The organism is Shewanella eurypsychrophilus (assembly GCF_007004545.3).
GTDB lineage: Bacteria > Pseudomonadota > Gammaproteobacteria > Enterobacterales > Shewanellaceae > Shewanella > Shewanella eurypsychrophilus.
The window spans coordinates 3,698,078-3,716,430 of the sequence record NZ_CP045503.2 but is presented as its reverse complement, the minus strand read 5'-3'; the positions used below and the strand labels follow the sequence as shown (position 1 = coordinate 3,716,430).

16 protein-coding genes are annotated in these 18,353 nt (G+C 42.2%); all 16 read left to right on the top strand.

The features are described 5' to 3' along the window. The 16 genes from FM038_RS15770 (at position 1) to FM038_RS15695 (ending at position 18,353) form a co-directional block, all read left to right on the top strand. Positions 1-450 (top strand): PulJ/GspJ family protein, encoded by a 450-nt coding sequence (locus tag FM038_RS15770; protein ID WP_142874301.1) that lies wholly within the window; start codon positions 1-3, stop codon positions 448-450. Then, on the top strand, positions 441-1,121 hold the full coding sequence (locus FM038_RS15765; RefSeq protein ID WP_195873085.1) for a PilW family protein: 681 nt from the start codon (positions 441-443) through the stop codon (positions 1,119-1,121). The genes FM038_RS15770 and FM038_RS15765 overlap by 10 nt, the downstream gene beginning before the upstream one ends. Before the next feature lie 13 nt (positions 1,122-1,134). Continuing rightward, positions 1,135-2,037, top strand: a complete 903-nt coding sequence (locus FM038_RS15760) for a hypothetical protein (RefSeq protein ID WP_142874298.1) — start codon at positions 1,135-1,137, stop codon at positions 2,035-2,037. Between the two features lie 18 nt (positions 2,038-2,055). Further along, positions 2,056-3,174 (top strand): hypothetical protein, encoded by a 1,119-nt coding sequence (locus FM038_RS15755; protein ID WP_142874297.1) that lies wholly within the window; start codon positions 2,056-2,058, stop codon positions 3,172-3,174. Continuing rightward, entirely contained in the window at positions 3,158-3,724 is a 567-nt protein-coding gene (locus tag FM038_RS15750) for a hypothetical protein (RefSeq protein ID WP_142874296.1), read from the top strand. The genes FM038_RS15755 and FM038_RS15750 overlap by 17 nt, the downstream gene beginning before the upstream one ends. Continuing rightward, entirely contained in the window at positions 3,724-4,287 is a 564-nt protein-coding gene (locus FM038_RS15745; protein WP_142874295.1) for a hypothetical protein, read from the top strand. Before FM038_RS15750 ends, FM038_RS15745 begins: the two co-directional genes overlap by 1 nt. After that, a complete protein-coding gene (locus FM038_RS15740) occupies positions 4,284-6,416 on the top strand; it encodes a type II secretion system protein D (protein WP_142874294.1) in 2,133 nt (710 codons plus the stop codon). The genes FM038_RS15745 and FM038_RS15740 overlap by 4 nt, the downstream gene beginning before the upstream one ends. Positions 6,417-7,087: 671 nt before the next feature. After that, positions 7,088-8,449, top strand: a complete 1,362-nt coding sequence (locus FM038_RS15735; protein ID WP_142874293.1) for a hypothetical protein — start codon at positions 7,088-7,090, stop codon at positions 8,447-8,449. A gap of 494 nt (positions 8,450-8,943) precedes the next feature. Continuing rightward, positions 8,944-9,921 (top strand): transposase, encoded by a 978-nt coding sequence (locus FM038_RS15730; RefSeq protein WP_142874292.1) that lies wholly within the window; start codon positions 8,944-8,946, stop codon positions 9,919-9,921. A gap of 133 nt (positions 9,922-10,054) precedes the next feature. Then, entirely contained in the window at positions 10,055-10,876 is an 822-nt protein-coding gene (locus tag FM038_RS15725; RefSeq protein WP_142874291.1) for a polysaccharide deacetylase family protein, read from the top strand. A 10-nt stretch (positions 10,877-10,886) separates the two neighbouring features. Continuing rightward, entirely contained in the window at positions 10,887-11,975 is a 1,089-nt protein-coding gene (locus FM038_RS15720) for an acyltransferase family protein (protein WP_185965848.1), read from the top strand. Positions 11,976-12,338: 363 nt separating this feature from the next. Next, positions 12,339-13,682, top strand: a complete 1,344-nt coding sequence (locus FM038_RS15715; protein ID WP_142874289.1) for a flippase — start codon at positions 12,339-12,341, stop codon at positions 13,680-13,682. Between the two features lie 10 nt (positions 13,683-13,692). After that, entirely contained in the window at positions 13,693-14,766 is a 1,074-nt protein-coding gene (locus tag FM038_RS15710) for a nitroreductase family protein (RefSeq protein WP_142874288.1), read from the top strand. Then, entirely contained in the window at positions 14,763-15,923 is a 1,161-nt protein-coding gene (locus tag FM038_RS15705) for a polysaccharide pyruvyl transferase family protein (RefSeq protein WP_142874287.1), read from the top strand. The genes FM038_RS15710 and FM038_RS15705 overlap by 4 nt, the downstream gene beginning before the upstream one ends. After that, positions 15,920-17,113, top strand: a complete 1,194-nt coding sequence (locus FM038_RS15700; RefSeq protein WP_142874286.1) for a glycosyltransferase family 4 protein — start codon at positions 15,920-15,922, stop codon at positions 17,111-17,113. Before FM038_RS15705 ends, FM038_RS15700 begins: the two co-directional genes overlap by 4 nt. Then, complete coding sequence (locus FM038_RS15695; protein ID WP_195873082.1) at positions 17,106-18,353, top strand: O-antigen ligase family protein; 1,248 nt, start codon at positions 17,106-17,108, stop codon at positions 18,351-18,353. The genes FM038_RS15700 and FM038_RS15695 overlap by 8 nt, the downstream gene beginning before the upstream one ends.

Genomic DNA, 18,353 nt, shown 5'->3' with positions numbered 1-18,353 from the left:
ATGAACAAATATACGCAGATGAATCAATACCCTTGCAAATCACAACAGCATGGCTTCACACTTATTGAGACCTTAGTTGCCGGATTTATCATGTTTATGGTGCTTGCAGCTGCCGTATCCGTATACGGTGGCGCAGTTATCTCAACCAGTAAAGCCACATCGACACTCAAAGGCATCAGTGTCGTGAGTGAGATCACCCCATTGATCAAAGTTCAGATCCTTGCACACCAAAATCAATCCAGCTTAGAGGGCGCTTCTGTGTCGGGCGGCGTTGAATACTTTTGGCAAGCAGAAGTGGTAAAACAAAGTGCAGCTCCACAAAAGTTTGATCCCGAGTTAGGCCAATTTGTGACCCCAACTAAAATATACAAATTATGGTTGGTATCATTAACAGTGGCAGTGGGTGGTAACAGTCGGACATTCACCTATAACGAGTTATCATGGCCTTAAAGAGATCTCACGGTTTTACATTGATAGAGATGCTGATCTCCATGGTGTTATTGATGGGGATCATTGCTGTCTCCTCTTTTGCCTATAGCCAATTTAGTCGCTTTTGGGATGGCCGAGTAGGTCACTTCTACAAAACCTTCTACGACATACGACACCACGATATAATCAAAACTGCCATCAGTGGCATAACCCCCTATGTCGCCTTTAACACCAAGGGCCACCCTAGATACTATTTTGAAGGTAAAACCACCGGCTTTGTTGCTGTCAGTGGTGACTCCATAAGCCAGCCAGGAAAAGCGGCGGTAATTAGGATATTCGTAGAGCAAAACAATGATTTTAGTTACAAGCTTGTTTATCAAGAATCTCCCATGGATAAGCAGTTGTTAACCAGAACCGATCAAGCCATCGAATATACCTATACTGTCGTCGTCGATAAGCAAATTTCAGATGTTGAATTTAATTACTATGGCGAGGAGAAGAGTGACAGTTCACAAGAAGCATACCAGCGTAAGGTTTATCGCTGGTTCAGTGAGTTTAATAGCTTAGCCACAATGATCCCACCAGAAAAAATACAGCTAAAATGGAGTGCCAACGATCGGGAGTACCACTGGCTGATCGAACTCACCTCACCTATTTTTCCTCTAAGCCGTTACTCAACCACAGATGAATAGGGGCCGTATCGTAATGAGAGCACGTAAGCAAGATGGGGTAGCCCTGATCCAAGTACTGTTAATCAGTTCGCTGATTATGTTACTTGCTTTGCAGATCGGCTTTAACGTTAAAACCCAAGTAAGGCTGGCTTCAGGTTTCGTCGATAAACTTAACGCAGAGATGCAGATCTATTCAGCTCAATCGCAGGTGACTTACGAACTACTGACTCGCTCGCATGGTCAACCTGCTGAGAATAATGATGCTGAAGCCTTAGATTGGAACTTTCATGGTGAGCCCTTTCGTGTAGGCAATGTTCGCGTGAGTCTTCAAGATGCCAATGGGCTAATTTCTATGATATCGACCTCTAGATCGATTCAGAGCCATTACTTACAACATTATGGATTACCTGAAGAAAAAGCTGGTATCCTAGAGACGAGTATTAAAAATTGGCAAAATGATCAAGCAAAATGGCAATTTGGTGGTGTTCCAATACAGAACTTTACTGATTATGGTGTCACACCTAGGTTTGCACCCATACAGTTTAAGTCAGAATACAGTGATATCTTGAAGGTATTAATGCAAGATGAGCCGTCATTGCTCACAACAATTGACCAGGCTGTCGATTGTTGTATGACTTTATATGCAAGTTCCTATATAAACATACTCAATTCCCCCCCACAAATTTGGGCGGCGTTAATTGACTCTAGCTATTTACAGGATCTAGAGTCAGCGCGTCAAAGTGGAACATTAAATAAACATAACTTTAAAGCCATTACAGGCACACAAACTAGTGATGATTATGGTTTTTTAAATAGCAACGATATGCTAATGACATTCGAAGTACAGCAAGGCGAAATTCGGATGCGCGCGCTACTGGATATAACATTACAGCCTAATAATGATATCGCCCCATATTTAATTAAAGCAAAAAGCTAACACTTTAAGATTAATGGAATGAAAAACAGATTAAAAAGCATACTTAAAAATAGAATTAGCTTGTATTCTAATCAATGGCATCAACTGTCTATTGAAGTAGAGCAAGGGCTGGTCAGCTGGTGTGCTGTCACCGAGCCGGCTAAAGGAACATTGATATCTGTCATCGCAAGAGGTCACTACACAGAGACGAGTCGTGAATATAAAGCGCCTTCGCTGCGTGAACTAAAAGCGATCTTAAAAATTGAACATCAAAGTCAGCCAACCAAATTGGTACAACACCTGATTAAACATGTGTCCGATAATCGCTACAGTGTGACTTATTGGGAGTTCGACGCCCCCGTTCTAGCAAGCCTCCCTAAGTCGGTAAAATGGTTGATCCCAGAGTCGCTGTTATTCGCGCAAAAGGACACAGTGACTAGGGTTACCACACATAAGGGAGATCTCTTTAGCTGCCTAACAGAGAGTGGCATTCATTCTGCGACCAGTGAACTTGGCTGTCAAAGCATTGAGCATTTTATGTGGATGTCATCGGTTAGCGCCAGTTCATCACAAGTAAACATAGATGCTGAAGCATATGCTCAAACATTACTAACGCAATTAATAACATCCTATTCTAGCTGGCTACCCACCTGTTTCATAAAGCGGCCAGTCGATGGAGCACTCACCAAGCGTCAGCTAAAACAGGGGGTATTGGCCTCTGGTATTCTCTGTTGCGGTTATTTAGCACTCTCCAGTGCCTATTTATCAGTTAAACATCATCTGTTGAGTGCAGAGTACCAACAGCAATCATCGGAGATCGCCAACTTCTTAAATGAAAATCGGCAACTGCAGCATCAGTTAAAGCAATATCGCAATGGTGAGCAGTTATTGAATCAACTTGAGATATCAACGCCAATATGGTCAATACTCTTGCCCCTCATTGAACAAGGGGTTAAATTTACCCAAGTTGAATATAAAAGCGAATTGATCACAGTGAGAGGCTTGGCGCCCAGCGCAACCCAAACACTTGCTGATATATCATCACAAACGCGAGTCGATGATGCTAAATTTATCAATGCAGTCAGCCGTAATCGCGGCCTAGAGCGGTTTGCTATCTCATTTATATTAAAGGAGGTAACAGATGGAACTGCTGAGTAATCGTAAAAACCTACTCTTGATCATGGCGGCGCTGGCCTCAATTCGGTTTATTATCGTGCCCTTGTTCGATTGGCAAGGTCAACAGGTCGACGAGATGCGCAGCTTGCAATCTAGATTAGATAAAGGACAATATCTGGTATCTCAATCAGGTTATTTAGCCGAGGTAAAGCAAAAACTTGAGCTTGCTGTGTCAAAGCAGCAAGCGATATTTTTTGATGCGAGCAATAAAAATAACACTCAGCTAAAACAGCTACAAAAAATCGAAAAATTGATTGCAGATAATAACCTTAAAGTGCGCAACTCTCGTTGGTTAGGTCAACAAGATCATGACGCTTACGTTGAATATCGTCTTGAGATCGGTATCACAGGCGATTTAGCTGATTTTATTCAATTTACGGCCGCAGTAGAACTGCTACCTAATCCAAGACGTTTCGCCCAGTGGCAAGTCAATATCTCCGGTATGTCTAAGACAAGTATCGGTCGTTTGACCAATGCTAAAGCAGTCATACAATTTTTGGTGGCCAAAGATGAACAACAGGGAGCAGAGTAATGAAAGTAATAAAATTCTGGAACCTTGTTTGGCTAAAAGAGCGTCCGCTAGCACTGTTACTGGTAGCGTTTGTCGTGATGGGCTTACTGTTCGATGCGCTCACTCGGCTAGGTGTAGATAGTGATGGCAATCAGTCTTTTCAACAAGTTATCGCACCACAAATGCCAAAAGTGTTGGTTTTGTCCCTAGCGCAGCAAAAGCGCTTACAGGATAAACTCGATGCATTTAATCATAGCAATGAAGCAGCTACCGATAATAATCAGCTTGTCGCCACTGAAACTAAGGTAAAAGCATTATCGTTAGCAGAGCAAGATGAGCAGCAGGGTGAATTAGCCAGCTTATTTATCGGTGATCGCTATTACGAGCTTGCCGGAGTTTTTCATCAAGAACAAACTTTCGCAGTATTTGTGCAAACAGATACGAACAGTAATGAGTCAGAGCTAATGACGCTGCCTTTGCTGGGTAATATAGAAAAATATACACTCTCACAGGTCAACGCAAGCCATGTGGTATTCCAAAATGAAGACCGCCAGATCATATTAAGGTTATTTAAATTATCATGAACAATAAATGTAACCGGCACCAATTCTACACGCCAAAGCTCATCCTGTTATTTGTCAGTGTGATGCTGTTGGCTGGCTGTGCCAGTGAGCCGACAAAGAATGATACTAAACAGGAAAAGTTTAAGATCAACGACTCCTACCTTGCGAGTACAAATGGTGATACTTCAAGTAGTGACAGTGTTCAGCAAAAACCGGCGAGTCAGGCAAGTCAGGTTTATGACAGTTTAGCGTCGCTACCGACGAGTGAGCGGGTCCCCCCACAGCAGACCAATCTAGCCAGTCAATTCAGTACCGAGCGTATGGTATCGGCTGCAGCGAAGAAAATTCCTTTAGAAGACTTTATTCATTACAGTTTCGGTGAGGTGCTTGGGGTTAACTACCTGATTGATAAAGATCTGGTTAGCAGTGAACAAACCGTGACGCTCAATGTCGCTGAATCAATCTCTGAACGTAACTTTTTCGAAGTGATCGCGCGTCTGCTCGACAGCAATAAAGTCGATATCTTGTTTGAAAACGATGTGTATTTTTTGCATGAAAAGTCGACCGAAAATAACAAGTCTATGGTGTTTGGCATAGGTGCCAGTACCAGTAGTGTACCTATGACGAATGATGAGATCATTCAGGTGGTACCACTTAAGTACGGCATCAAAATCAGTGTTGAGCGTACCCTGAACCAGCTTGTGGATGCCAAGATTACCGCAGATTTTGAGCAAAGTGCGCTATTTATCCGTGGTAAACGTGAGAATATTTTAAGGGCGCTGGATATCGTTCGCCTGCTTGACGCCCCCGCCAACCGAGGTAAATATGTCGGTTTGCTGCATCTTACCTTTATTGGCATCGATGATTTTTCAGAGCAGGTGAGTCAACTGCTCGAAAATGAAGGTGTCCCTATCTCAATAGGTAAGCATAACAATAAAAATGTGGTGATTGTTCCCTTGCCACAAATTGATTCGCTGGTTATTTTTTCATCTCATCAACAAGGCTTAAACCGGGTACGTTACTGGGCCAAGCTACTCGACAAGCCTTCCTTGAGTGAAACCAAACAATACTTTATCTACCATCCTCGCTATGCCAGAGCCTCAGACATAGGTGAAAGTTTAGCGCCTTTGGTCGCGGCTCGTAGCGGTGGTACCAGCAGTGGTACTAGCAGTAGAAGTGCTAATAGCAATAGCAATAGTAATAGTAATAACAGTGAAACCACAGGCCAGGTGCCTTCAACAACATCTAAAGTTGGCGCACAGACAGACATATTGACCTTTGTGGTCGATGAGCGCTCTAACGCCATCGTGTTTTATACCACAGGCAAAGAGTATCAAACGCTGATCCCCTTAATAGGCAGGCTCGATGTGCTGCCTAAGCAAGTATTACTCGACATCATCATCGCCGAGGTGACCTTAACCGATGAGTTCAGTCTTGGGGTCGAATTCGCCATTAAAAATGGTAATGTCGGTTTGCCTGAAGGGATCCCAACCTCAGGGGCATTGTTTGGCAGCTCTAAAACCGGTGGCACTTTGGCCATCGGCGGTGCCGACGGTGGCATAGTCGCCACAGCGCTGCAGACCAATCAATATGTTAATGTGCTATCTAACCCCTCACTATTAGTCAGAGACGGCGTGACGGCAACCATGTCAGTGGGAACCGAAATCTCAGTCGTCGGTTCAACGGTCAGTGATGATACCGGCTCAGGTGATAAATCTAAAACTAACGTCGAGTACCGTAAAACCGGGGTCGAGATCAGCGTGACGCCTACAGTCAATGCTCAAGGGATAGTGATCATGGAGATCGATGAGAAGATCTCTAACCAAGTGAAGGGCAGCAGTGGCGCCGGTGATAACCCGAGTATCTTTGAGCGTGCGATTAAAACTGAGGTCGTTGCCGAAAGCGGCCAGACCATTATTTTAGCCGGTCTAGTGTCATCGGATGTATCGACCAATGATGACGGCGTGCCATTCCTTAAAGATATCCCTTGGTTGGGTAGCCTATTTAAGACAGAGAGTAGGTCTAACACTAAGACCGAGCTAGTGATGTTAGTCACGCCCAAGGTGATCCATCGTACCGATCAGTGGCAGCAGATCAGCCAAAGCTTCGAGCGAGGCTTAAGTAACATCAGTCTGCCAAAGACTAAGTAGCGGGTTTTCACCCTACCAATTCAATCAGGCTGGCAATATTCAAATTAGCTGCTAGCCTTATTTAACTCAATAAAGCCTTATCTAACGAGATAGGGCTTTTTTTGTGCTCTTTTTAAGCTTTAAGTTTTAAGTTTTAGCTCAGTAAAGTGGATGCGGGGTTTAAGTTAGCTTGGTCAGTTGTGTAACGAGTCTGATACACTTGTGTGCTTCTGGCTCTTGAATCCTATTGCTATCCGATATTGTTAACGTAAGCGTTTGACTTGCAGGAGGGCGTCGTGAGCTTTTTGTGTGTAATATGTTGCAAAGCGATTATTACTCACTATGATAAACAGGGCCAACAACATCTCTAAATGACTGATTTTCGTTCGAGTATGTGAAATCGGTAGCAGTTTTCACCTCTAATCAAACTTTTTGTGCTTTGTTTGTACATTTATTGATTTATTTGATGATTTAGAGGTTGAGAAAAGCGTGAAGGTAATTTAATATCCTTGTTGGAAGTCAAACGAGAGTAATACTTTTGTATTTCGTTCGGTTCAATGGAACACGGATGGGACGATACATGATGGTTACTCTTTGGCTTACTTAAGTAATGCTAGAGCATGGATGTGGTCTTGTTATCAAACGTTACGCATTTGCTATGTTCGTATATTAATATATTGGAGAAATCTTAGATGAATCTTTTTAAAAAAACCTTGCTAGCATCTGTTGTAGCAGCTGTTTCTACTGGCGCTATGGCAATTGATGTTTCGAGCTCAGTAGCTCAAACATATGGTGCTGAAGCTCTTGCACAAGGTGTTGTAGCTAACGATGGCGATACACTTTTTCTTGGTTCAGCTACAAGCTCTGCAGTTCTAACTGCCGGCGCTGAATATTCAGTTGGTGATATCATCACTATCACTTTAACTGGTGGTGAGTTTGCATCTGATGCTGCTTACACCCTGACTGATACTCCTTTAACGTCTGCTGGTCCTTTGGTAAACGATACTGTTACTTTTGGTCTATTGAATACCTCAAAGACTGAATTAGTTTTCCGTGTTACTGCACTGACTCCTGATGGAACAACTCCAAAAAACAGTACTATTGGTAACACGTTTACGTTGCATTCAGCAGGTACTCTTGCAAACGCAACAATTCTATCTTCAACTACTGCCGGAGCTAAAGTAACTGTATCTGCAAAAGCTGAAACAGGTACTGGTATTGCAATTGATTCTGCTGGCACAAATGATAGCAAAGTAATTGGTACGGTTGTTAACGAGTATGGTTTCAGTGTTACTACTGAAATGGACGCTGTTATCGATGTTGCAGAAGAACGTAAAGTTTTTGCAACACCTGGAGATGCTAAGTTTATTTTCACTCCGACTTTCTCAGCTGCTCAACAAGCTAAATTTGTCGCTGCTACATATAAAGCAACAGTATCTGGTGACATGTCAGGTTTCATTGGAACTGGTGATCTTGGTACTCTTAAGGATGGAACTAGCACATATGTAGTTGCAGCTGATAAGCTAACCGCTGCTCACACTTATACTGGTGCAACTCTTGCTGCTCAAACTTTAACATTTGCTGTAGCTGTAGCTGCTGAGGATAAAGTTGTACTTAATCCTGGTGCTTACTCAGTTGCTATTGAAGTAGCAAATGTTGGTGGTGATAAGTTCTCTTTCAGTGATGCTGCTGGTACTTTCAAGCTTAACGGCTCTTCAACTGATATCTCTTATGTGCCTTACGGTGACAACCTAGAGCAGTTCCTTTGGGTGACTAACAAAGGTTCTCTTGCTGGTGATATTACAGTAACTGCATTCGACGAAGCTGGTGTTGCATATGGTCCATATGCACTCGGTGAGGCTGGTGGAAACACAATTACTCGTATCTCTGGTGATGTATCTGACATGCTAGCTGCCGATGGTTTCACTGATGGTCGCCTATCACTAAACGTAACTGTGAACGCGCCAAGCGACAACGTTACTGTTTATGCTGCATACAAAGTGACTTCAGACGCTGATCGTCTAACTCTTCCTACTCAAGTTCTAGGTCAGTAATAATGACTTAGCTCTTAATTGAGTTTATAAAAAGCGAGCTTCGGCTCGCTTTTTTAATTATTAATTAACAGTGCTGCCTGAATTACAGTAATAATTAACAGAATTAATTAACAGTGCCATCCATCTTAATTTGCTTTCCCAGTATTAAGGAAATTAACAGAAAATTAACAGTGCCATCCATCTTAATTTGCTTTCCACATATCACTAAAACAGCTAGAACCTAGAAGCATCTAGTAACCCATCCCTGAACCCTATGAGCCGCTATATTAGTTTCTGTGGTGTCCGTTATCTATAAAGCGATCATAATAGCGGTTATTAGTTGTGGTAATGTATCTTCTGAACTTCCGAATTCAAGTGCTAACGGTGCAAGTGCTAACGGTGCCATCCATCATTTTTGTTGTATGAAGTGCTAACGGTGCCATCCATCATTTTTGTTGTATTGGGTTTATAGAGCTAAGCTAACTATATGGTTAGTTTTAGTCATGAGGCTTGTTATGCCACGCCCAAGAAGAACTCAAGTTAGTATCGAAGACACCCCCGTATATCATTGTTGCTCTAGAGTGTCTAGACGTGCCTTCCTCTTTGGAGATGATAAATTCACGGGGAAAAACTATGACCATAGACGTGGATGGGTCGAAGCTCAGTTACTCAAATTGGGAGAGCTCTTTGCTATAGACATTCTAGCCTATGCTGTTATGTCTAATCATCTGCATGTTGTACTACAAGTGGACATATACCAAGTTAATAGTTGGACTGATATCGAAGTGGTAAAACGCTGGCATAGACTATTTAAAGGTAATGACATTACGCAAAAGTTTGTTAATCATGAGCTAATTGAAAGCCATGAAATTATCCGATTAAAAAATTCTGTTGCTCAGTATCGTAGTCGATTCTGTGATATTAGTTGGTTTATGAGAGCGCTGAACGAACCCATTGCGCGCATGGCGAATAAAGAGGATAAGTGTACAGGCCGTTTCTGGGAGGGGAGGTTTAAGAGCCAGGCTTTACTGGATGAAGCGGCTATTTTGGCTTGTATGGCCTATGTGGATCTTAATCCCATTCGTGCAAAAATGGCGAAAACACCGGAGCTGTCTGACTTCACCAGTATTCAAAAAAGAATTAAGGCTGCAATGCAGGGAGAGCAGCCAAAAGCATTAGCCCCCTTTGTTGGCAATGAGCGGCAGAATATGCCTCAAGGTTTGATGTTTAGTGTAAAAAGCTATCTTCAGCTTGTGGACGAAACTGGCCGAGTTATTAGGGGCGACAAACGTGGTGCTATTAGTCAAGAAAGCCAAGATATTCTAGGTCGGTTAAATATCTCAATTAAAAACTGGTGTAAAATTACGAGTGAGTTTGGCAAAGTCTTCAAAGGGCCTGTAGGTACTCTACAGGAGGTTACCTCTTACTGTTATCACTTAGAAAAACGAAGGCGGCATTACAGTCAATCTTGCCAGTATTTATTGGCTGACTAGCAGTCACTATAGAATAGTCATTTGTCGGTTTTTTTGACCTATTTATCTCAATAACTTAGCCGTTAAAATTTTGACTTTACCTGAGCTAACATTCCGGTAGAATCAGGCTTTTAAAATTGGCTAGGTGTATGTGATGCGAATAATACGTTGGGGGCTTGCGCTGTTTAGTTGCTTGTTACTATTAGCATGTAGCGATGAAAGCGCTTCGGCTGTTCAGGAAGCACGGTTAGTGCTGACTTTTGATGATGCATTTGTATCTAACTGGCATTCAGTGGCTGATGAGATATCAACAAGAGGGGCGACAGCCACCTTTTTTGTTTCTTACTACGGAAATCTAGATAAGTACGGGAACCCAAGAACCCCAGAAAGACAAGCTAAATTACATGAACTGAGTGCGAAAGGGTTCGAAATTGCTCAGCACAGTTTTAGCCATGCCAAAGCCAATGAATATATTGCAGAACACGGCTCACAGCAGTGGTTGACTGAAGAGGTTATACGTCCCAGTTGCTATATGCTTGAAGATGGCTTTACTGTCGCCTCATTTGCTTACCCTCACTCTAATTCGAATAGTGCTGAATCAGATCTAGCTCTACTCAATGTTTTTGATAGTGTTCGTTTATATGCACCCGCTGAAACCAGTATGCAAGATGGGATACATGAGGAGATAGTGCCTGTTTTGATGAGTGCACATCTCGATGATCAACGTTCATCTTTGCAAGAGATTAAGTCGGCAATTGACATCATTGTACGTGATAAATCCACGCTTATTCTAGCGGGTCATGATATAGCCAATAGCAGTGAAAGTAATTTTTATACAACACCAGAGCGTCTATTTGAAGTGATAGATTATGCGATTAGTCAAGGTGTTAACTTTGTTCACTTTAAGGACTTAATGAATAATCGTCCTGTTGACTATGACTCACTTTATTGTGGCGAACTTCTTGAAAACGAATAGGGACATTGTAGTGGCAAGAATTAATTTTATAGACTCGTTAAGAGGTATCGCAATTTTAGGTGTCATAGCGACACATGCGGCCTCTTTTTCAAGTTATGATGGCTTATTTAGCTCAGTCATTTTGCAAGCTGGTTATGGAGTTCAACTTTTCTTTATTATTAGTGCCTTCACCATTTTCTTTACCTTAGATCGTGCAAGCCAAAATGATCCCCGTTTCATCAAAAACTTTTATATTAAGCGCCTTTTAAGGATCGCCCCTGTTTATTGGTTAGGGATATTAATATACACCATGGTGTTTGGTTTGGAGTCTCGAGGTTGGCTACCTGGCCCTGAACTGTGGCATTTCCCTTTGCATTTCTTTTTTATCAATCTGCTGCATCCGGAAACCACTAGTTCAGTTGTCCCTGGAGGCTGGTCTATTAGTTGTGAGGTACTCTTTTACTTGATCTGCCCATGGCTTTTTTACCGAGTTAATTCTCTTAAAAAAGCGGCACTATTTTTTATTATCGCGATGGGGATTGGTATTGGATTTATCTTGCTCGCTAACGCTTTAATCAAGCCAGCTCTCATTGAGCTATATGGCTTTAAACTTGCTGGGCAGTTTATCCATCGTAATATATTTTCTCAACTGGGGATTTTCGCCGCGGGCATTTTATTGTTCTTTTTATATAAAGACGCAAGAGTACAGCGGGTATTAAGCGCTAAGAAGACTTGTTTCGCGCTACTTTTCGTTTCATTGATTATTGCCGTTATCGCATTATCAGGTCAGGCGAGAGGCGCATCTCATTATGTTATGGGGCTATCATTTATGTTGCTGGCATTGGTCCTTAGCCAGCAAAAAATATCTCTATTTGATAATCGCTTGCTAGCATTTGTCGGGCGAATTAGTTTCTCGGGTTACATTGTCCATTTCGGCGCAATCCATATTGCGAATAATTTACTTGGCGGCGTCAGTCATTTTGTTCCTTTGTTTGTGCTAACGCTCATTATTACCATACCATTTTCGTATATAGGCTTCGTCCTTGTAGAACGCAATGCCATTAAGCTTGCAAAAATGATAATCAACAGGCAGAAAAGTACCAGTATAGTGGCATCGTGAGTTCGCTCTATCGTGTCGAACAGAACAAGTTTTAAGAGGTGGAAACGTTAAGCAGTTGCTTAGAAGCAACTGTTTTTCTTAGCGAGAAACCTAAAGCTGCTAAATAACACTATTTTGGCTATTTCCTTTGTGTAATGGTTATCAGGTTAAATAAGCATTAATGTGGAAGGGTTACATTTGTGACGTAAGCGCTGTTAATTTGTATGCAAACTGTAACTTAGTTACTCTTTTATACGCTTTTAGTGAGTGTTATCGTTTGTTTCTATCAAATTTTAGCGTAAAATCATCGCAAATATTTTGAGCCTTACGCTATTGTGGTGACATGTCAGCTTCTTTTCATTCTTCGGCTTCTTCAAAAGCCATATGACGCTTCCAAGTTCTGAATCATCTTCGAGCTCCAGTTCTTTAACTTCCCAAGCTCCATCGGCCATTGGCAGTACTATCTGGCTTGTAGGTGAGAAGCTGGTGAGTTTAGTGCTTACTTTGGCGGTCACTCTGGTTTTGGCGCGTCACCTTTCACCGCATCAGTTCGGTGAACTTAATTTTTTGATCTCGATTGTTGCCTTATTGGGCCCCTTTGCCGCAATGGGGTTAAACGCCATTGTTACACGCGAATTAGTTAACCGCCCTGAGGATAGTGCCCAGATTATCGGTAGCTCTTTGACCATGCGTTTCACTGGCGCTTTAGTCTGTGGCCTTGTGGTGCTAAGTTTTTCAGATCTGTTTTTACCCGCCGAGTTAAACGGCCTGTTTTTGATCTTATTACTGGGCAATGTATTCAATGCTTTGCTTGTGTTCGATTACTGGATCCAGGCCCACGTTGCTAATCGTTATGCCGCCAAGATGCGTTTGCTAGTGCTACTGATCATGTCTACAGTGCGCCTGCTGGCGGTCTATTTTGATGCATCGTTGTCACTGTTTGTCTATTTAGCTGCCGCCGAAATGGCATTGATTGGACTTGGTTTTATTGTTTTATATCGCGTTCGCGGCGAGTCTCTGCTCAAATTAAGATTTAACCTTATTGAGGCCAAAGGGTTACTGTCTCAGTCTTGGTTATTGATGCTGTCGGGGATGGCCGCAATTGTTTATCTGAAGATGGATCAGGTCATGCTCGGGACCTTAAGCACCCAAGAGGAAGTAGGGATCTATGCGGTCGCCGCAAAGCTGTCTGAAGTGTGGTATTTTTTCCCTGCGGCTATCGTGACCTCCTTTTTCCCACAACTGCTTGCGGCTCGAAAGCATGACCCTAAGCAATATGGTATTAAACTACAGCAGCTTAACGATATTCTGTTTGCTAGTGCCTTCATTATTGCTCTCTTGGTGCAATGGCTTGCCCCATGGGGTGTTGTACTCTTATTCGGCAGTGACTATGCGGCTTCTGCAGCTGTATTAGTGATCCATATCTGGGCAGGGGTGTTTATCTTTATGCGGGCTTTATTGAGTAAGTGGTTACTGGCCGAAGGCTTACTCAGGTTCTCATTAGTAACTCAGTTAATCGGTGCACTGTTTAATGTGCTGTTTAATCTCTGGCTGATCCCGATTTATGGGGCGATGGGGGCTGCTATTGCAACGGTTATCAGCTATACTGCCGCGTCTTATTTGGCACTGTTTTGTCATAAAACAACCTGGCCAATGGCAGCAATAATGACTCGTTCTATGTTGTTACCCATTCGTTGTATCTATTTACGTTCTAATTTATATAAATAACGGAGTTGTTATGCGTTCATTATTGAAACGGATACTGTCGCCTGATTTGATCGCGTCTGTAAAAGCCAAATTTGAATCCTTCGATAAATTATGTGTCAACATTTGTGCCGAGAGCCGTTTTTTATCCTCTGTATATTACTGTTTTTTCAGCCGTAAATTCGACAGAGAGCATGTTGCTGTATTGCAGGGGCGTAAACGTTATTGGAAGCAGTTATCCGATCCTGCGGCTTCGAGCGTTATGCTAAGACGTAATATTCACAGAGTTGAGAAGGGCCTGATCATGCAACCTCGTCGGGATCTTTTCGGTTTAGCGTTCATTGAAGAAACTGTACAGCGATATATTGATAGTCACAGTGCTAATACGCTTGCCGACGCCGAAGGCAAATGGGCCAAGGATGTACTTAATCAGTATTTTGAAGCGGTAAAACCTGGGCAATCAAGAGTCGTTGACGATGCAAGGGAGCAGTTTATAGGCTTGCATAGTGATGTTAATGCCAATGAGCAACATGCGCCTTACTCTCGCGATTCAATTATCAAGACAGATGTTAGTTTTGAGCAGTTCAAACATCTGTGTGTACAGCGACGCTCAGTGCGCTGGTTTGAAGATAAACCTGTACCCCGCGCTGAGATAGATAAAGCGATTTCTGCTGCGACTCTGGCGCCTAGTGCCTGTAACCGTCAGCCTTTCGAGTTCTTTTTGTTTGATAATCCTGATGAGGCTAAAGAGATAGGGGCTATGCCTATGGGCACTGCTGGTTTTTCTCATAATTTTCAATGCGTGATCGTGGTTGTTGGTGATCTTGCTGCTTATCCCTATGAGCGCGATCGTCATGTGATCTATATCGATGGTTCACTGGCCTCTATGCAGTTGATGCTGGCCTTAGAGACCTTAGGCTTAAGCTCTTGTGTGATTAACTGGCCGGATATTGAGCAGTATGAAGCCAAGATGGCTGATAAGTTAAAATTGACTGAGAATAAGCGTCCATTAATGATGATCTCCATCGGATATGCTGAGCAGACAGGTATGATCCCTTTTTCTCAGAAAAAAAGTGTGAATGAATTAATCAAGGAAGTACAGTTGTGATTATTGAGTTGAAAGGTGTTGAGTTCGAGAATAAAGGCGCTGAGCTGATGTTATGTGCCGTACTGGATCGTATCGAGGCCTATTGGCCTGATGCTGAGATAGCGTTAACCCCAAGTGTTAAAGCTAGCTTTTTGCAGAGGACAAGTGTTTCTGCTTGGCAAAAACTCTCGCTACGAAAATTGTACTTAGACCTCAATTCGTTTTCTTATCATCTTCCTAGTGCCGTGCGTCGCTATCTACGTAAATGGGGAGTCGTGACTGAAGCGGATATTGATGTAGTCATTGATGCTTCGGGGTTTTCATATTCGGATCAGTGGAGCCCGAAAATGAGTATTCGTCATTTAAGTGGTGAACTCATACGAAACCACAAACACAACAAACCTTATATTTTTATGCCACAGGCGATGGGACCTTTTTCTGACCCACAGGTTCGGGCCCAAATTGCCAATAGTTTCCCTAAGGCGGCACTTGTTTGTGCGCGTGAAGCGGATACCTTTAACTATATTCATCAGATCACGGGTGACTTTTCCACTTTTAGGCAATTTGGTGATTTTACTAATGCAGTAAAAGGGCTTTTACCTGATGGTTTCGATCTTAGTCAGCCCTTGGCGTGTATTGTGCCAAATAAGAATATGGTTAACCCTCGAAATAAGAATAAGCAGTGGCTAGCGTGTTATGAGTCTACTGTGTTAACCGCGGTTAAACTGTATCGCAGCAAGGGACTGACGCCCTTCTTTTTAAATCATGAAGGCCATGAGGATGGTGAGCTAATAGCTCGGTTGAATCAGCAATTAGATCAGCCGTTAATGGTTATTGAGGAGCTGGATCCTAGAAAGGTTAAGGGGATAATCGCTGCCTCAACTGCTGTTTTCTGCTCTCGCTTTCACGGTTGCATCAGTGCGCTTTCTAATGGTATTGCTTGTATATCTACCAGTTGGAGCCATAAATATGAGCGCCTCCATGAGAACTATACAGCCACAGAGTTATTGCTTGCTCCTGAAGCTACTGAAGCTCAGTTAGATGCACTTATTGATACGAGTTTAGATAAAAACAATGAGCTGCATAAGCAGATCAATATTAAAGCAGCAGAGTTCAAACTTGAAACTGAAAAATTGTGGCAGGAAGTTAAGGCTATTATTGATGCGGTAGCTAAATGAAGTCAGTGTTGATCACTAGTAATGCATACTTTCCCAATATAGGTGGTATTGAGAACTCTTTACGTTACTTGGCGTTAAGTTACGTTTCTCAGGGTTATCATGTGGATGTTGTTGTTAGTGATGTAAACAGTGTTACAGCTTGCTCTTTAGCTAAATATGAGAGCCTGGACGGTGTACATATACACCGTTATTCAAGTTTTTCTCATCTTCCGCTTTATCTCAGGCCTGTGAGAGGACTACTGTCTTTCTTTGCTATGTGGCAAGCATATCGTAAGATAAAGCATAGCTCATCACCTGTGATCACAATTAGTCGTTTTCACTCTACTACTGTGATGGCAAAAATTGCTGGATTAAAGTCTGTCACGTATCTGTTGCCTGGTGTTGTTAAGTTTCAAAATACGGCCAAAAACCTCTCTAAACAAAGTGGTTTTCTGGGTAGGGTCAAGCAAAAAATACAGTGGTATCTACATACTTGGATACAACAAAGGGCATTTAATCAAGCTGACAAATTAGCCGTATTTAGTCACAACATGCAGCAACAGGTCAATGCTTGTTTGACTCATGAGAAACCCTTGGCACTGTTAAAGCCTGGCGTCGATACTTCTAGGTTTTGCCCCCTCGATGGGCCAGCGAAAAGCGCACTTAAAGCAGAGCTTGGCTTACCTCTGGATAAGCACGTGTTGCTTATAGTTGGACGTTTTGTCAGTGCGAAAGGGATAGTGTTTGCTTTAGAAGCGATGCGTAGCCTACCAGGTTTTCACTTAGTGCTCGTTGGCGGTGGAGAGGAGGAGGGGCTATACCAGCTGAAAGTCTCAGAGTATTCACTCGAGAGTAGCGTGACGTTTGCTGGTGTACAACAAAACCCTTTAGCTTATTACCAGAGTGCCGATGCTTTTTTAATGACCTCAGTGTATGAACCGTTAGGCCAGACTATTCTTGAAGCTTTAGCGTGTGCTTTACCTGTTGTCGCTTTTCAAAAAAGCCCAGATGTGATCACTGCGACTAATGAGCTGTTATCTGCCGATGAAGCTGTTTTTGTACATAAATTATGTGCAACTGAACTCGCTGAACAACTAAAAGGGTTATTTGCATCACCACAGAGAATGAATGAATTACAGTTATCTAGCCGTCAACTGGCGATTAAAAACTTTTCCTGGGATGTGCTAGCTAAGCACTTACTCGATGACTAGTATCGCCCTAGCCACAACAAGGTTCAAGTACAGTTATCTCCAGCTTTTTCTGGCGTTGAATGTTATTTTATTGCCTTTTTTCGATAATATATCGGGGGCTTTATTCAAACTTGGCATTATGGGGGATGGCAGTTTAGGCTCGCCCTCTCAGTTAGGGCGTTTGATAGCGACTATTTTTGTTGTTTTTTTGATACTTAAATACTGTTCTCATTATGCCAAATTACTTGCTATCACTATTCTTTGCTATTTTCTTTTTATTGAAAGCGTCTCTGCGCTGTTCCATCGAGAGTTAATACCATTTCTCTTTGGCATTGTGATGTCTACAAAAGTCATATTTTGCTCTTTTTGTATTATATTCTTTGTCGATATCTGCAGGAAAGGGTTACTGACTAAAAATCAAATTGAGTATTGGGTTATCTTGTATGGCACTATCATCAGTATTCTAGTGCTAACCGCCTACTTATCTGGTTTCCATATCAGTAATTATTCTAAGGGTATTGCGACAAGAGGCTTATTTGTTTCTGGTAACGGTTTAGGTGTCGTTATGGGGAGCTGTGCGTTAATTTTAGTTCACCGTTTACAGACGTTAAAACTGTTTAAACTTGTCCATATTCTTTTGTTGCTGGTTACCACCGCACTGATAGGAACTAAAGGGGGGCTCATCTTTTTTGCTATAGGAATGATCTACCTGTTGTTAAAGATAGGCCGTTCTTTTCCGATTGTGTCGATTATCTTAGCCTTGGTCACCTCCTATTATCTGCTTTTTCCCCTATTAGAATTACTCGGTTCAGTGTTCGAAAATATCATCTATAAGTTTAATCATATCGACAATAAATGGACTCTGCTTGCAAGTTCGAGAGATAAGTTCATCATTAATGCCTTTAATATTGTTGACTGGGAGGGGCTACATGCGATCAGGTTCTTGTTCGGCGCAGGCGCATATTATGCGTATCTTGACCCTTCTAGTGCCATTTTAACCACAAGAAAATTGTTAGAAAATGATCTATTTGAACTTTTTTTTTCTTATGGCGTTATGATACCCCTGCTATATATTGCTACCTACTTTGTCGGTGTCTTCAAGGCATTCAAAACTCGTAATTATTTTTATGTCTTATTGTTGTCATTGATATTTTTTCATTCCATTACCGCAGGACATGTTATTTTTAATGGCACTTCATCTATTATGCTTGCATTTACTTTAGCATTAATTTTTTCACATAAAGTGACGGATAGGACTTAG

Excerpts from the sequence above, each read along its gene's own strand:
- FM038_RS15765 (WP_195873085.1), top strand. The coding sequence starts at position 441 with ATGGCCTTAAAGAGATCTCACGGTTTTACATTGATAGAGATGCTGATC.
- FM038_RS15760 (WP_142874298.1), top strand. The coding sequence starts at position 1,135 with ATGAGAGCACGTAAGCAAGATGGGGTAGCCCTGATCCAAGTACTGTTA.
- FM038_RS15730 (WP_142874292.1), top strand. The coding sequence starts at position 8,944 with ATGCCACGCCCAAGAAGAACTCAAGTTAGTATCGAAGACACCCCCGTA.
- FM038_RS15750 (WP_142874296.1), top strand. The coding sequence starts at position 3,158 with ATGGAACTGCTGAGTAATCGTAAAAACCTACTCTTGATCATGGCGGCG.
- FM038_RS15740 (WP_142874294.1), top strand. The coding sequence starts at position 4,284 with ATGAACAATAAATGTAACCGGCACCAATTCTACACGCCAAAGCTCATC.
- FM038_RS15700 (WP_142874286.1), top strand. The coding sequence starts at position 15,920 with ATGAAGTCAGTGTTGATCACTAGTAATGCATACTTTCCCAATATAGGT.
- FM038_RS15710 (WP_142874288.1), top strand. The coding sequence starts at position 13,693 with ATGCGTTCATTATTGAAACGGATACTGTCGCCTGATTTGATCGCGTCT.
- FM038_RS15725 (WP_142874291.1), top strand. The coding sequence starts at position 10,055 with ATGCGAATAATACGTTGGGGGCTTGCGCTGTTTAGTTGCTTGTTACTA.
- FM038_RS15735 (WP_142874293.1), top strand. The coding sequence starts at position 7,088 with ATGAATCTTTTTAAAAAAACCTTGCTAGCATCTGTTGTAGCAGCTGTT.
- FM038_RS15745 (WP_142874295.1), top strand. The coding sequence starts at position 3,724 with ATGAAAGTAATAAAATTCTGGAACCTTGTTTGGCTAAAAGAGCGTCCG.
- FM038_RS15770 (WP_142874301.1), top strand. The coding sequence starts at position 1 with ATGAACAAATATACGCAGATGAATCAATACCCTTGCAAATCACAACAG.
- FM038_RS15755 (WP_142874297.1), top strand. The coding sequence starts at position 2,056 with ATGAAAAACAGATTAAAAAGCATACTTAAAAATAGAATTAGCTTGTAT.
- FM038_RS15695 (WP_195873082.1), top strand. The coding sequence starts at position 17,106 with ATGACTAGTATCGCCCTAGCCACAACAAGGTTCAAGTACAGTTATCTC.
- FM038_RS15715 (WP_142874289.1), top strand. The coding sequence starts at position 12,339 with ATGACGCTTCCAAGTTCTGAATCATCTTCGAGCTCCAGTTCTTTAACT.